At 60.3% G+C, this 13611-nt stretch carries 16 protein-coding genes; 14 read left to right on the top strand and 2 right to left on the bottom strand.

All coding sequences use genetic code 11. The features are described 5' to 3' along the window. Positions 1–353 precede the first annotated feature (353 nt). From rpmH to BSZ39_RS10115, 8 genes are all read left to right on the top strand, one after another. Positions 354–491, top strand: a complete 138-nt coding sequence (gene rpmH / locus BSZ39_RS10080) for a 50S ribosomal protein L34 (protein WP_073717209.1) — start codon at positions 354–356, stop codon at positions 489–491. A 15-nt stretch (positions 492–506) separates the two neighbouring features. Continuing rightward, entirely contained in the window at positions 507–878 is a 372-nt protein-coding gene (gene rnpA, locus BSZ39_RS10085; protein ID WP_073717210.1) for a ribonuclease P protein component, read from the top strand. Continuing rightward, a complete protein-coding gene (gene yidD, locus BSZ39_RS10090) occupies positions 875–1165 on the top strand; it encodes a membrane protein insertion efficiency factor YidD (protein ID WP_073717211.1) in 291 nt (96 codons plus the stop codon). The genes rnpA and yidD overlap by 4 nt, the downstream gene beginning before the upstream one ends. 3 nt (positions 1166–1168) lie before the next feature. Then, positions 1169–2317, top strand: coding sequence for a membrane protein insertase YidC (gene yidC / locus BSZ39_RS10095; protein WP_281247135.1), 1149 nt, complete (start codon positions 1169–1171; stop codon positions 2315–2317). A 75-nt stretch (positions 2318–2392) separates the two neighbouring features. Further along, entirely contained in the window at positions 2393–2935 is a 543-nt protein-coding gene (locus BSZ39_RS10100; RefSeq protein ID WP_073717212.1) for a Jag family protein, read from the top strand. Positions 2936–2958: 23 nt separating this feature from the next. Further along, entirely contained in the window at positions 2959–3570 is a 612-nt protein-coding gene (gene rsmG / locus BSZ39_RS10105; RefSeq protein ID WP_143180496.1) for a 16S rRNA (guanine(527)-N(7))-methyltransferase RsmG, read from the top strand. 691 nt (positions 3571–4261) lie between these two features. After that, positions 4262–5089: a ParA family protein gene (locus BSZ39_RS10110; protein ID WP_073717224.1), complete on the top strand. Its 828-nt coding sequence runs from the start codon at positions 4262–4264 to the stop codon at positions 5087–5089. A gap of 2 nt (positions 5090–5091) precedes the next feature. Continuing rightward, entirely contained in the window at positions 5092–6156 is a 1065-nt protein-coding gene (locus BSZ39_RS10115; protein WP_073717214.1) for a ParB/RepB/Spo0J family partition protein, read from the top strand. Here BSZ39_RS10115 and BSZ39_RS10120 read toward each other — a convergent pair. Together BSZ39_RS10120 and BSZ39_RS10125 are read right to left on the bottom strand one after the other, a co-directional pair. Beyond that, a complete protein-coding gene (locus BSZ39_RS10120) occupies positions 6153–7082 on the bottom strand; it encodes a D-alanine--D-alanine ligase family protein (protein ID WP_073717215.1) in 930 nt (309 codons plus the stop codon). The two genes, BSZ39_RS10115 and BSZ39_RS10120, sit on opposite strands and share 4 nt — an antisense overlap. An 11-nt stretch (positions 7083–7093) precedes the next feature. Then, positions 7094–8410 carry an aminotransferase-like domain-containing protein gene (locus BSZ39_RS10125; protein ID WP_245792489.1) on the bottom strand — a complete coding sequence of 439 codons (1317 nt, stop codon included), beginning with the start codon at positions 8408–8410 and terminating at the stop codon, positions 7094–7096. 178 nt (positions 8411–8588) lie between these two features. Between BSZ39_RS10125 and BSZ39_RS10130 the strand changes: the two genes are divergently transcribed. The 6 genes from BSZ39_RS10130 (at position 8589) to BSZ39_RS10155 (ending at position 13546) form a co-directional block, all read left to right on the top strand. Then, complete coding sequence (locus BSZ39_RS10130) at positions 8589–9278, top strand: FadR/GntR family transcriptional regulator (RefSeq protein ID WP_073717217.1); 690 nt, start codon at positions 8589–8591, stop codon at positions 9276–9278. Then, the gene (locus BSZ39_RS10135) at positions 9259–10137 is read left to right on the top strand and encodes a dihydrodipicolinate synthase family protein (protein WP_073717218.1); all 879 of its coding nucleotides are present in this window, start codon (positions 9259–9261) and stop codon (positions 10135–10137) included. The genes BSZ39_RS10130 and BSZ39_RS10135 overlap by 20 nt, the downstream gene beginning before the upstream one ends. A 28-nt stretch (positions 10138–10165) precedes the next feature. Continuing rightward, positions 10166–11491 (top strand): ABC transporter substrate-binding protein, encoded by a 1326-nt coding sequence (locus tag BSZ39_RS10140; RefSeq protein ID WP_073717219.1) that lies wholly within the window; start codon positions 10166–10168, stop codon positions 11489–11491. Positions 11492–11552: 61 nt separating this feature from the next. Beyond that, positions 11553–12467: a carbohydrate ABC transporter permease gene (locus tag BSZ39_RS10145; RefSeq protein ID WP_158025171.1), complete on the top strand. Its 915-nt coding sequence runs from the start codon at positions 11553–11555 to the stop codon at positions 12465–12467. Continuing rightward, on the top strand, positions 12460–13314 hold the full coding sequence (locus tag BSZ39_RS10150) for a carbohydrate ABC transporter permease (protein WP_073717221.1): 855 nt from the start codon (positions 12460–12462) through the stop codon (positions 13312–13314). Before BSZ39_RS10145 ends, BSZ39_RS10150 begins: the two co-directional genes overlap by 8 nt. A gap of 25 nt (positions 13315–13339) precedes the next feature. Further along, positions 13340–13546 carry a hypothetical protein gene (locus BSZ39_RS10155; protein WP_073717222.1) on the top strand — a complete coding sequence of 69 codons (207 nt, stop codon included), beginning with the start codon at positions 13340–13342 and terminating at the stop codon, positions 13544–13546. Positions 13547–13611 lie beyond the last annotated feature (65 nt).

Raw genomic sequence — 13611 nt, forward strand, 5'->3', positions numbered from 1 at the left:
TGGGCTTCCGGAACCTGAGCCACTACATCGCCCGCAGCCTCCTCGAGGCCGGCGGATTCAAACCCCGACTACACCCTCGATTGTGAAGAGCCGCTAGAAGGTTGACGGCCGACGCTCGGCGTGTTGGGCGAGATCTCGAGCATAATTTTTGGGTCACTGGTGTGGGTAACATCATGGTGCTGCACGCCGCCCTCTCTTGACCTGCTGACCTCCTCTCACGTAGCGTTGTGTGGCTGTTACTGTGTGGATTTCGCACGCCTTAACCTCGCGAAACGAGCAGTAACCACGAGACATTGCCGCAGGTCGACACTGGTTGATCAGCGGAAAGAACAAGTAGTACCGGGAGAATTGCTGTGAGCAAGCGGACTTTCCAGCCGAACAACCGCCGTCGCGCCAAGGTGCACGGTTTCCGTCTGCGGATGCGCACTCGCGCAGGCCGCTCGATTCTGTCTTCCCGCCGCCGTAAAGGCCGCGCGAAGCTTTCGGCCTAGAGCCAAGCAGACGAGGTGCTGCCCGCTGCACACCGACTGACAAGACCCGAAGATTTTCGAGAGGTCTTTCGGCGAGGTGTGAGTGCTGGCGGCTCCCGTGTAGTTCTGCACTGGCTTCGGGGCGATGACTCGACGCGTGATCTAGATCCTGGAGCTCCGGTAAGAATCGGCTTCGTCGCTTCGAAGAAGGTGGGGAATGCTGTGATGCGGCACCGGGTCAAGCGCCAACTTCGACATGTGATGCGCGAGCGCCTTGAGGAGTTTCCTCCAGGCGCTCGCGTCGTTGTGCGTTGCCTGCCCGCAGCTGCGGGATCAACCTCGGGTGATTTCGCATGTGAACTCGACCGGTTAATCAATAAGGCCCGCGAACGATCGGGGTCACGATGAATCCGCTGTCGTGGCTGCTGACGAAGTTCGTGCGGTTTTACCAACTGGTCATCTCTCCCCTGACTCCACCAACCTGCAAGTACTACCCCTCGTGTTCCGCGTACGCGATTGAAGCAATTCGCGTCAACGGCGCGATTCGAGGCACCGGCCAGGCCATCTGGCGAGTACTGCGGTGTAATCCTTGGTCCGACGGCGGCGTCGATTTTCCGCCAAACTCGGACATGGAAGTTCCGATCCCCCCGGATCCTGAAGACCTCAATACCCCCGAAGAAATAAAGGCGAGCTAAGCAGTGGGCTGGTTTGATTCCCTCCTGTACCCGATCAAGGTAGCCGTTGCCTGGATCATGGTGATGATCCACAACGGTCTGGTGGCGATCGGGATCGACACCGAGCATGGTCTCGCCTGGGTGCTGTCGATCGTCGGTCTGACGATTGTCATCCGCATCATTTTGATTCCGCTGTTCTTCAAGCAGATCAAGGCCTCGCGCGGCATGCAGATTATGCAGCCCGAACTGCAGGCTCTGCAGAAGAAGTACAAGGGCAAGACTGACCCCGCATCGCGTCAGGCCCAGCAGCAAGAAATGATGGCGCTGTACAAGAAGCACGGGACGAACCCGTTCTCGTCGTGTATGCCGATCCTGCTTCAGATGCCGATCTTCTTCGCCCTGTTCCGAGTGCTGGCATCCCTCCCGCAGCTCGCCGACGGAACCTACCCTCGTGACAGCATCGGTCCCCTGACTCAAAGCTTGGCGGAACAGGCCGAGGCCTCAACGCTGTTCGGTGCCCGACTCTCGGACACCTTCATGCTGACGACGGAAATGACTCCGAAGATCGTCGCGCTCGTGCTGATCGCACTCATGTCGATCACCACGTTCATCACGACTCGCCAGCTCACGATGAAGAACATGTCTGCGGCCGCCCTCGATAACCCGATGGCGCGTCAGCAGAAGATGATGATGTACCTCTTCCCGGTCATCTTCGCTGTCACCGGCGTGAACTTCCCGATCGGTGTGCTGATCTACTGGACCACCACGAACCTGTGGTCGATGGGTCAGCAGTTCTACACCATCCACAAGCACCCGGCCCCGGGCTCCGAGGCGGAAAAGAAGAAGATCGAGCGCGAAAACCAGAAGCGCATCGCCAAGGGTCTACCCACGATCGAAGAAGAAGAGCGCCAGAAGCGTCTCGAAGCTGCACTCGAAGAAGAACCGCGCGGCCAGCGCAAGCAGCCGGTTCGTAAGGATCGTGCGGGACGAGGCAAAACGACCCGTGAGATCCTCGCTAGCCAGGGTGGTGGACAGGAAGAAGACGCCACGGATGACGCAGAGGTCGGTCCCGATGGACTGACTGGTGAACAGCGTGCGCAGCGCGAATACGAGCGTCGTCGCCAGCAGCGTGCACAGGCTCGTCGCAATAAGAAAAAGAAGAAGCGCCGTTAAGTCCCCACACACGTAAACCATCGGTGTTGGCGCCGCGACTCCCCCGCGGCAGCACTATGTCGGAAGGAACAGTCCATGGCAGAGTCAAGCCGCATTAAGCAGCTGGAAGAAGAAGGCGACGTCGCAGCCGATTACCTCGAGGGTCTGCTTGATATCGCAGACCTCGATGGCGATATCGACATCGATGTTGAGCACGGCCGGGCATCGGTTTCCGTCTTCTGTGAAGACAGCGGTAACCGTTACCTGCAGAGCCTGGTCGGACGGGATGGCGAAGTCCTGGATGCTGTCCAGGAACTGACGCGCCTTGCGGTTCAGACGAAGACCGGCGAGCGCTCCCGCCTGATGGTCGACATCGCGAACTTCCGCGCTGACCTGAAGAAGCAGCTGCAGGAACAGGGCCGCGACGCGATCGAGACCATGAAGCGCGAAGACCTGGAAGCCTACGAGTTCGAGGCGATGAACCCCTTCGAGCGCAAGGTCCTCCATGATGTCGCCGCCGATGCAGGCCTCCACTCTGAGTCCGCTGGCGTCGAGCCGGATCGCTACGTCGTGTACACGACCGCGCCGGCCTCTGATGAGGAGTCCGTCGACTCCGCCGAGGACACTGAAGAGAACTAGGCAGCATGTCTGAACTTGAGGCAATGCCCCCTAGCGTCGAGGAACTGTTTCCCGACGTGTGGAGGCAGCTCGTTGTGTACGCCCAAGTGCTTGCGGACGAAGGAGAGAAACGAGGACTTATCGGTCCTCGAGAGCTGCCTCGCCTGTGGTCCCGGCATATCCTCAACTGCACTGCTATCAACGAGTTCATTCCGGAGGGCGCCAAGGTAGCCGACATTGGCTCCGGTGCTGGCCTGCCCGGCATCGTCCTCGCGATCACTCGCCCCGATGTGCATGTCACTCTCGTTGAGCCAATGGAACGACGCAGCGATTGGCTCTACGACATTAATGAAGTACTGAAGCTTGAGAACGTTTGGATTGTTCGGGCACGTGCCGAAGAACTCCACGATCAGGACGAGTTCGGAGTTGTGACGGCCCGTGCAGTAGCGGCCCTCGACAAGCTCATGCGGTGGACTATGCCCCTGGTTGCGGAGGGCGGACGACTCGCAGCGCTGAAGGGTGAGCGCGCTCAGGAAGAGGTCGACGCTGCTCTCAAGGTACGACGTAAGTTCAAGGTCGCAGACACCCAGGTACACGAAATCCCCTCCCTCACCGAAGGCGAACCACCGACCCGGGTCGTCGTAGTCCATCGGTGACCACACACAGGTGCCCCGATCGCATCCAATGCGGTCGGGGCTTTTTCTATCGGTCATTTGTTGTGGCGCTCATTGGGAATGGACCTCCACTAGAGACATATTGGTATGTGTCAATAAAGCTTAGTCGGGAGGAGCCTTACACGCTGACCGCTTATTACACTCTCTTGGAATACGAGGGCCCATAGTTCTGCTCGGTTCTAGTTCGAGAACATAGCTACGCAACCTTCCAATGAATCTGTTGTTGGCCCACGAAGTTCGTGGACACGGCGGAGGTGAAGATCATTTCCTGAGGGAAGGCGCATGAGCTCTGGGTCGGCTCGTTGTCGAAGTGAGTAAGACGAGTCGTTTCACGTGAAACGATGATCGTAGCTAGCGCGGAGTGTCCTCGTCACCAACGTGCCGAAAATTGATGGGCAAAAGATCCACCACCGGCACGTTCGCCATCCTTAGTTTCACGTGAAACGTAGCCGTGCGCAACGCGCATCACATACTCGGTTTCACGTGAAACCTCTACTGTGTCACTGCCAGTGCAATGTCGTCGCCTCCGCTAGACTGGCAACCTGTACGCCTGCACGTCGAGGAGCGCATTTCAGTGGCTAAACCAACCAGAAGCAGAGAAGAACTACTGGATTCCATTAAGGATGTGGATCCCGGAACCCCCCTAGCGAATGAAGTGGCGCTAGACAGTGTGATGAAGCGCGAACTTGCGGGTGCTCAGTACCCGAAACCTGCGAAAACACGGATCATTACCGTCTCGAATCAAAAGGGTGGCGTTGGTAAGACCACGACAACAGTCAACCTCGCAGCTGCGTTGGCGAGCGAAGGCCTGAACGTCCTCGTCGTGGACACTGATCCGCAGGGAAATGCTTCTACTGCACTGAACGTTCCGCATGGACAGGGAACACCCTCTGTCTACGACGCGTTGGTTGATGAGCGTCCGTTAGACGAGATTTGTGTGGAATGCCCGGACATCGAGAACCTCTGGGTTGTTCCCGCGACGATCGATCTCGCGGGAGCTGAGATCGAGCTCGTTTCACATGACGATCGAGCAGAGCGCCTGGCTAAGGCAGTCCAGACGCATCTAGAAGGCCACGAGCAGCGTTACGACTACGTCTTCATTGATTGCCCGCCGAGTCTGGGTCTCCTCACCCTCAACGCCTTTGTGGCAGCGAGGGAAGTCCTAATTCCCATCCAGACCGAGTACTACGCACTCGAGGGACTCAGCCAACTTCTCAGCAATATCGAGCGGATCCAAGAAGCGTTGAATCCGGACCTCAAGATCTCGACAATTCTCCTGACGATGAATGACCGCCGCACTAATTTATCAAAGCAGGTAGCTGAAGAAGTGCGGAAATACTTCCCAAAGGAGACCCTTCGCACGACCATTCCGCGAAGCGTGCGTATCTCGGAGGCACCCTCGTTCGGGCAGACCGTTATTACTTTCGACAAGACCAACAGCGGAGCGCTGGCGTATCGGATGGCAGCGAAGGAAATCGCTGACCGTGGAACGGAGATCTAGACATGGCTGAGAAGCGACGCGGACTAGGCCGAGGCATCGAGGCTCTTATCCCCACGAGTCGGACGACTGAGCGCCCGAGCGACATTTTCTTTCCCGCGGCGAAGGCAGAGGAAACCGAGAAACCGGCAGAGTCGACTCTGGCACCGAAGAAGAAACAGACTAAGACGACTCCTACCGTCCGGGGGAGCGTGCGGGAGAAGATCTCTGAACCCGACACCTCTGAACTCGTGCCGGTTCCGGGTCTGAGGGTCGCCGAACTGCCGCTAGATGATATTTCACCTAATACTCGTCAGCCCCGTGAGGTGTTTGACGAGGATGACCTCGACGAGTTGGCATCATCCATTCGTGAGGTCGGGCTACTGCAGCCCATTGTTGTTCGTACGGCGGGCAGCGACATGGATACGCCGTATGAGCTCATCATGGGCGAGCGCCGCTGGCGTGCGAGCCGTCTTGCTGGGAAGAAGACAATTCCCGCAATTATCAAGGAAACCGAGGATGAGGATCTCCTGCGAGATGCGCTCCTGGAAAACCTCCACCGCGCGAACCTCAACCCACTCGAAGAGGCCTCAGCCTACCGCCAGCTCCTCGATGACTTTGCGTGTACTCATGACGAGTTGGCGCGCCGAATCGCGCGGTCACGCCCACAGATCTCGAACACGCTCCGGTTGCTGAAATTGCCGCCGCTCGTCCAGCGGCGGGTTGCCGCCGGAGTGCTCTCGGCCGGACATGCCCGCGCACTGCTTGGACTGCCGGATCCTGCGGCGATGGAGCGCCTCGCGCAGCGCATCATCGCTGAAGGCCTGTCCGTGCGCGCCACGGAGGAGATCATCGCGCTTGGTGAGGAGCCCATCCACCCGGAGCGCAGGCGTCGTCCGATTGAGCATCCGGCTGCGCCGGCGCTCAATGAGCTGGCGACGAACCTTTCAGACCGCTTCGACACGAAGGTGAAGGTCGCGATGGGGCTGCGCAAGGGACGCATCACCGTGGAATTCGCCGGAGTGGACGATCTCAACCGGATTTTGCAGGTGCTGGCGCCCGAGCACCACGTCGACGCCCCAGAAAACTAGGCGAGGGCCGCCGTCACCAGGTCGGCGTAGATCTGCCGGCCCGGTCCGGCGGTCGCGGCCTGCGGGAACAGCGACGTCTCGGTCATGCCGGGAGCGACGTTGATATCGAGTACCCATGGCGTGCCGTCGGCGTCGACGATGAGATCCGTGCGCGAGACGTGTCGAAGGCCAAGGACCTGGTGGACGGATACCGCGGTGGCGCAGGCGGTCTCGAGGACATCGTCGTCGAGGCGGGCGGGCGTGAAGTACTCGGTGCGTCCGGCGTTGTAGCGGGCATCGTAGTCATAGGGACCATCGGTCAAGATCTCGACGGGCGGCAGGGCCACGGGTCCGTCGCCCGTATCGACGACGGAAATGGCGACCTCTGTGCCTTCGACGACCTTCTCCATGAGCGCGTCGTCGGAGTAGGCGAAGCAGTTGACCATCGCGGCGGGCAGATCGGCGGCGTCGGACACGAGCGTGACGCCGAGGGCGCTCCCGCCGTCGTCGGGCTTTACTGCGATCGGCAGGCTGAGGGAGGACTCGACGGCTTCGAGGATGCCCTTCGCGCCGAGCTGGCGGAAGAGCGTCTGGGGGAGGAGGGCGAAGTCGGGCGTGGGGATGCGGTTTGCCTTGATGATCGACTTCGCGACCGATTTGCGGGAGGCGAGGCGGGCGCCGTCGGCGGTGGTGCCGACGAACGGCAGGCCGAGGAGTTGCAGGAGGTCCTGCAACGCGCCACTTTCGCCCGCGGCGCCGTGGACGAGCGGCCAGACGACGTCGGGTTTCAGTTCTGACAGGTTTGCGAGGAGGTTCGCATCGACGTCGATGACCTTGACCGAGAAGTCGGCTTCGCGCAGGAACTGGGCGATTCGCCGACCGGAGCGCAGGGAGACATCGCGTTCATGCGACAATCCGCCGGCGAGCACAACAACAGAGGTGGACATGTGATCTCCTGTTAAACCTGGTCCGGGGATGGGGTGTCGACGCCCGAGTGGTCGGGGTGACGGTCGCGTTCGGGGTGAGTGTTGGTGCCGAAGAGTTCGACCATCTCTAGTTCGGCACTGACGACCTGGGAGAGGCGACGGACGCCTTCGCGAATGGTGTCGGGCGGCGGGTAGCAGAACGAGAGACGGATATGGTCGGAGCCCTGGCCATCGTCGTAGAACGCGGTGCCGGATACGTAGGCGACGAGGTTTTTGACCGCGCGCGGGAGCATGGCCTTGGCGTCGAGGCCGTCGGGCAGCGTGACCCACGTGTAGAACCCGCCATCGGGCTTGGTCCACGAGCACATGGGGAGGTATTCCTCGAGTGCGCTCATCATGGCCTCGCAGCGGGTGCGGTATTCGCCGCGGTACTGCTTGACTTGGCCGTACCAATCCCACGTGTTGAGGTATTCGACGATCGAGAGCTGGCCGAGTTGGGAGGGGCAGAGGATCGCGGATTCGGAGGCGAGAACGAGCTTTTCGCGGACGGCGTGCGGGGCCGCGGCCCAGCCGATGCGGTAGCCGGGGCCGAACATTTTGGAAAACGAGCCGAGATAGACGACGCCGTCTGGGGCGAAGGACTTCAGCGCCGGGATCGGGTCGGAGTCGAAACCGAGGAGGCCGTAGGGGTTGTCCTCCAAGATGAGGACCAGGTGGCGCCGGCAGATGTCGATGATCTGGGGGCGTCGCTCGAGCGAGAGCGTCACGCCGGCAGGGTTGTGGTAATTCGGCACGGTGTACAGCAGTTTCACGCGCTTGCCCGCGGCTTCAAGGCGCGTCAAGGTCGCCTCGAGCTCTTCGGGGATGAGGCCGTCCTCGTCCATGGGGGTGTGGACGACCTCGGCTTGGTAGGCGCGGAAGACGCCGAGGGCGCCGACGTAGGAGGGCGCTTCGGCGACGATGACATCGCCCGGGTCGATGAAGACTTCGGTGACGAGGTCGAGGGCCTGCTGCGAACCCGTCGTCACGACGATGTCGTCGGGGTGCACGCTGATGGAGTCGTAGCGCATGACGTCGAGGATGGCCTCGCGCATTTCGACCTCGCCCTGGCCGGAACCGTACTGCAGTGCGCGGGTGCCGCGGTCTTTGAGCAGCCGCGCGGAGATCTCGGCGATGTGGTCCATCGGGAGCGAGGAGAGGTTGGGCATTCCGCCGGCGAGGGACACGACCTCGGGGCGCGACGCAACGGCGAAAAGGGCGCGGATTTCAGAGGAGCGCATGCCATGAGCTCGCTCGGCATAACTGTCGAACCAAGGGTCGAGCCGGGTGCCTTGCGAGTGGGTAGCCACGAAAAACGTTCCTTCCAGGTGGGGTCGCGCGAATGCGCTATAGCGCTAGTCTGCCACTTTTCGCCTAGGACCCTGGGTTTGCGCCACAGTTCGTCGCATTCCGCGCCGTGGATAGGGGCTTCCCCACCTATCAGATATCTGATAGGTTCGTTGCAAGCAGGTTTGCACAGGAGTTTCTATGAGACCTACTCTCAGAGCCGAGATCGACCACAACATTCGTCAGTTCATTCGCGACAAGGAACTCCTGCCCGGAGACGCCCTCCCGTCGGAGTCGGAGCTGGCGGCGATGTTCAAGGTCTCGAAACCGACTGTGCGGGAGTCTGTCAGGCGATTAGAAGTACTCGGTCATGTCCAGGTGCGACGGGGCGTCGGCTTACAGGTAGGGAACTTCGACTTTCGGCATATTGTCGACTCCTTGCCCTACGAATACCTTACGACGGGAACCGTTCTGCTCGATTTGCTGGAGGTCCGTGCGGTACTCGAAGAGGGCTTCTTGCGACGCGCGCTGAACCGTTACGAACCGATTCATCTCGCCCGACTGCAGCGGATCGTTGAACGCATGGAGCAGGAGTCTCAGATCGGCGAGATTAACGCCAACACCGACCGAGAGTTCCATCTGGCTCTCTACGAGCCCTTGAAAAACTCGATGGTAGAGCAGGTCATCGAAACCTTTTGGGCTGTCTTTGAAAACGCTCGCACTGCGCTCGCCCTGACCGTCAACGTTCGCAGCGTTGAGGATCATCGACGGATCCTCTACGAGATCGTGGCGCAGCGCGAAGACGCGGCCGTAGAAGCTCTCCACCAGCACTTTCAACCTGCCTTTACGGATATCCGATCGGAGGTGGAACGTGTTCAAGAAGCCAAATAATGCGGTACCCGCGCTCGTCACAGCGTTTGATTACGAGGGCAGTTACAGCCCAGCAGTCCAGCAAGAACTCGTCGAACGTCTCAACGCTCAAGGTGCCGACGGCTACTTTGTCGCCGGAACGTCAGGGGAGTGCTATCACCTTTCCCTATCGGAGAAGCGGACCCTCTGCCAGGACGTAGCCGAGAGGGCCGATGGCAGAGAAATCGTCTTGCACGCCTCCTGCGCTGATCCGCGAGAGACTCGCGCGCTTATGCAGGAGGCCGCCTCGCTAGGTGCGAGTGCGGTCGCTCTCGGAGCACCGCCCTACTTCGCCTACGACGAGAACCAGCTCTTCGAATATTTGGACACGCTAAAGGAACTCACGGATCTGCCGGTTTTCTACTACTACATCCCGTCCCTGGTCGGCCCGCGCCTGAGCCACCAGTTCCTCGAGCGGGCTTTAGATGCAGGCATCATCCAGGGCGTAAAGTACAGCGACACGGACTTGCTCACGATGGCCCGCCTCATGGCGACACCGTCGGCGAGCAACATTTTCGTCGGCTCTGATGACCTGATCCTTGGAGGGTGCGCCATGGGTGCGGTCGGAGCTGTCGGTTCCGGGTTCAACTTCACCCTTCCACTGGTAAAGGCAATGCTTGAGTCCTTAGACTCGGGCGATATGGCTAGAGCCAGGAGAATCCAGCAACGCATCTGCGACATCTCGACTCTTATGGAGGGACGAGAATTCATCACGTTTATCAAAACGATATTGCGTCACCAGGGGTTTGAGGTCGGGGAGCCGCGAGCGCCAATCCGGACCGCACCACCAGAGACTGCCATCGTCGAACAGACCATTTCACTCATCAACGACCCGATCTAAGCTCGCCACACTCAAAGAGGAGAATGAGATGAAGCAGAACGCGGGATTTCAGTTCCCCGAGATGGACCGTCGATCACTACTGAAATTCACGGGAGTGGTCGGCGCGATGGCGGCGCTCGCTGCCTGTACACCGAAGGAGTCCGGAGGGACGGAAACGTCCGGCTCAGGAACGGCAAAACTCGAGTTCCTCTGGCCGGGAACCTCGGATCCAGAAACCGCCGTCGCCAACGACTTCAAGAAAGCGATCTCCGATAAGGGCATCGATCTCGAATACAACTTCCTGTCCTGGGCCGATATGCAAAAGCAGATCTCGGTCCGAGTCCAGGCTCAGGATCCGCCGGACCTCACGATGACCCAGGACGTGTCCGACTGGGTACGCATGGGCGCCCTCGCAGATCTGACTGAACGCTTCGGCTCGCTCAAGATCGATCGCGACAAGTTCCGTCCCGGAACCCTGGAATACTCCGAGGTCGACGGCAAGCTCTTCGCTTTGCCCTACTCCGCCCAATCGTGGACCCTGGTCGCAAACGAAGAACTCTTCGAGAAGGCCGGCCTCGACCTGTCGATACTCGAAACCTACGAAGGCATGCAAGAGGCCGCGACAAAGCTGACCGGCGACGGAAAGTATGGGTTCTGCATCCCGATGCAAAACCCCCGCTTCTCCTTCCGAACGTTCGCGACCGCCGCCTATGCCAACGGCTTCGAGCCGGGCAGCTACGCCAATCCAGAGACCGCAAAGTGGGTCGAAACCCTGGAACACCTCAAGGCCTTCAACGAGCTACGTCCCGCAGCCGACAAGGCATGGGCGTACCCGGAAATGTTCCGAGCCTTTGCCAACGGGGAGGTCGCGATGGTCGCGGCCGGATCCTTCTTCACAGCGAACGTCTACGAACTCAACCCCGAGATCGTCGCCAAGAGCGTCCAGCTGCCCTACCCGAAGGGGCCGCAAGGCAGCGACAAACGCGTCCCGATCTCGAACGCCGGGTTCGCTGCGTTCGGTGGCAGCGAGAATCTCGACAAGGGATGGGAAGCCCTCAGCCAGCTTATGGACGCCGAATGGATGGCGCGCCTGACCGCGGTCGCCCACGCTCCCGCCTTGTCCTCCGTCTCTACCGACGACCTCAAGCCATGGGTGGAGAAGTACTACCCGAAGGCCGTCGAGGGTCACCTCAAGCAGTGCGAGAGCCAGGCAAAGATCGCTGACGAGAACGGCATCGAGCTGAAAAAGATCCCCGGCCAGCCCGCAATCGAGCCTGAGTTCTCGCAGGTCTTTTCGGAATTCCTGGGTGGTTCGATGTCCGCCGAAGACGCGGTATCCCGCATGGGCGAGCGCTTCGCAGCCGTCGCTCAGTAGGAGGTAGCGGAGACGAGGAGGGCGAATAATGTCGAGTCAATCCGTGGCGACAAGAGTCCCGATGCGCAGTAGGTCAGCCAGACTACGCGGGTGGTACAACTCCACGGGCTTCTGGCTGCTGCTCATGGCGCCGGTGCTCTTAGTGCTCGCCGTCCTCCAGTTCTACCCATTCCTGGACACCATTCGGCTGGGATTTACTGATGCCAGTGCGACCCCGGGAACGGGCAAGCTCGTCGGGCTGGAGAACTTCCGATTCTTGACCACAGATGATCCGCACTTTTGGCTGATTGTGCGCAACTCCTTCATCTGGGTCATTGCTTCGGTAGTTCTCCAGCTGGTCATCGGGACGCTAGCTGCGCTCGTCCTCAACATGAACCTGAGATTCCGCTACCTGTGGCGTGGGCTTCTTATGGTTCCGTGGGTGACACCGACCGTCGTCGTCGGCCTGATCTGGCGGTGGATCTTCGAAGGCTCCCAGGGAGGTCTTGCGAACTACACGCTGCAGACCCTCGGAGTGTTGGACGATCCCATCGTGTATTTGGCCTCCAACTTCTGGGTGTGGCCGGTCCTGCTACTCGCCTCGACATGGAAAGGCGTCCCCTTCGTCGCGCTGCTCGTCCTCGCATCGCTTCAGGGAGTGTCTGATGAACTGCACGAGGCGGCGAAGGTCGACGGAGCCAACCGCTGGCAGCGGTTCTGGGCGGTCACGATTCCTCACCTGCGGCCGACGCTCTTTGCCGTCGGCATGATCTCCCTCGTCACGACATGGTTCAAGTTCGAGCTCATCTGGGCGCTGACGAAGGGCGGTCCGGGTTATGCGACCTCGATCCTGCCGACCTACGTCTACACCTGGGCATTCGAGCGGTTCAAGTACGGTACGGCCGGCGCAGTCGCGACACTCGCGATGATGATCATCTTGGTTGTCGCCGGACTCTACGCCTGGCTCCTGCGGGAAAAGGACGAACAGCATGCGTAACAAGACTCTCGGGGCACGCCTTCGATCGTTGCTCGTGCGCTACGGGCTGCTGCTCGTGCTTATGTCTTTCCTGCTGCTTCCGGCGGCGTGGATGGCGTTGAGCTCGTTTAGGTCCAACAACGACCTGTTCGGCGCGATCCCTAACTTTTCGCTCACCGGATTCACCCTCGATAACTATCGCTGGGCGATGTTGCCCGATGGGCTCGCGATGGGGCAGCTGTTGCAAAACACGTTTGCTACCAATGCCATGAGCGCCGTCCTGACGACCGCGTTTTGTGCCATCGCGGGCTACGGGTTGGCGCGCTACCGGGGAGGACTGGCGAAGGCCATCATCTTCTTCCTCATCCTCGCGCAGATGATCCAGGGGCCGATGATCATGGTGCCCTGGTACAACATCGCGGCGAGCCTCAACCTCGTCAACACGCGTGAGGTACTCGTCCTGATCTACCAAACCCTGACAATCCCCGCGGCAATCTGGCTCATGGCTGGCTTCTATCGGGCCATTCCCCAGGAGCTCGAGGAGGCCGCTGCGGTCGACGGGGCGGGCAGGATCCGTACGTTCTTCTCCGTCATTCTCCCGCTGTCGCTGCCCGGGCTGTCGGCCATCGCGCTGTACTCGTTCATCCTCGGATGGAACGATTACCAGTACGCGCTGATCCTCACGAGCTCGAAGTACTCGAAGACGCTGCAGATTGGAATTGCGCAGCAGATGGAGTCCATTGGTGCGACGAACTGGGGCGGGATTCTCGCCGCCGGAACCATCGCGGTGATTCCGGCGGTCATCATCTTCTCGCTCGTACAAAAAACTCTGATCCAGGGACTCACGGCGGGTAGCGTTAAGGGTTAGATCTCACGCACTTGGAGAGACGACCGTGGACACTTCCGAACGTCTGGCTGCTGCCTTCGCCGCAACCGAGCACCTCGCAGAGCGCCTGCCGCTGGGGCTCACGCCCTACTACGCGGAGGACGGCGATGTCATCGCCGGGGCGTGGCCCGACACGCATCCGATCCCGTGGCCGATCGCGTTTTGGGTCGGGCAGTTGCGCGTCGTCGAGGTCAAGTCCCTTGTAGTGGTGTAACGGCGTTTTCCTCTCGTTTGGGGTTTTAGCTTGCTAGTGCGGGCGTGTCGGTATCGGTCATGGTC

This window comes from Bowdeniella nasicola (assembly GCF_001907295.1).
Classification (GTDB): domain Bacteria; phylum Actinomycetota; class Actinomycetes; order Actinomycetales; family Actinomycetaceae; genus Bowdeniella; species Bowdeniella nasicola.

Bases quoted from the DNA above. Each gene is read 5' to 3' on its own strand.
- BSZ39_RS10100 (WP_073717212.1), top strand. From the start codon at position 2,393: ATGGCAGAGTCAAGCCGCATTAAGCAGCTGGAAGAAGAAGGCGACGTC.
- BSZ39_RS10120 (WP_073717215.1), bottom strand. From the start codon at position 7,082: ATGTCCACCTCTGTTGTTGTGCTCGCCGGCGGATTGTCGCATGAACGC.
- BSZ39_RS10150 (WP_073717221.1), top strand. From the start codon at position 12,460: ATGCGTAACAAGACTCTCGGGGCACGCCTTCGATCGTTGCTCGTGCGC.
- yidD (WP_073717211.1), top strand. From the start codon at position 875: ATGAATCCGCTGTCGTGGCTGCTGACGAAGTTCGTGCGGTTTTACCAA.
- rsmG (WP_143180496.1), top strand. From the start codon at position 2,959: ATGCCCCCTAGCGTCGAGGAACTGTTTCCCGACGTGTGGAGGCAGCTC.
- BSZ39_RS10130 (WP_073717217.1), top strand. From the start codon at position 8,589: ATGAGACCTACTCTCAGAGCCGAGATCGACCACAACATTCGTCAGTTC.
- BSZ39_RS10145 (WP_158025171.1), top strand. From the start codon at position 11,553: ATGCGCAGTAGGTCAGCCAGACTACGCGGGTGGTACAACTCCACGGGC.
- BSZ39_RS10115 (WP_073717214.1), top strand. From the start codon at position 5,092: ATGGCTGAGAAGCGACGCGGACTAGGCCGAGGCATCGAGGCTCTTATC.
- BSZ39_RS10110 (WP_073717224.1), top strand. From the start codon at position 4,262: ATGAAGCGCGAACTTGCGGGTGCTCAGTACCCGAAACCTGCGAAAACA.
- BSZ39_RS10140 (WP_073717219.1), top strand. From the start codon at position 10,166: ATGAAGCAGAACGCGGGATTTCAGTTCCCCGAGATGGACCGTCGATCA.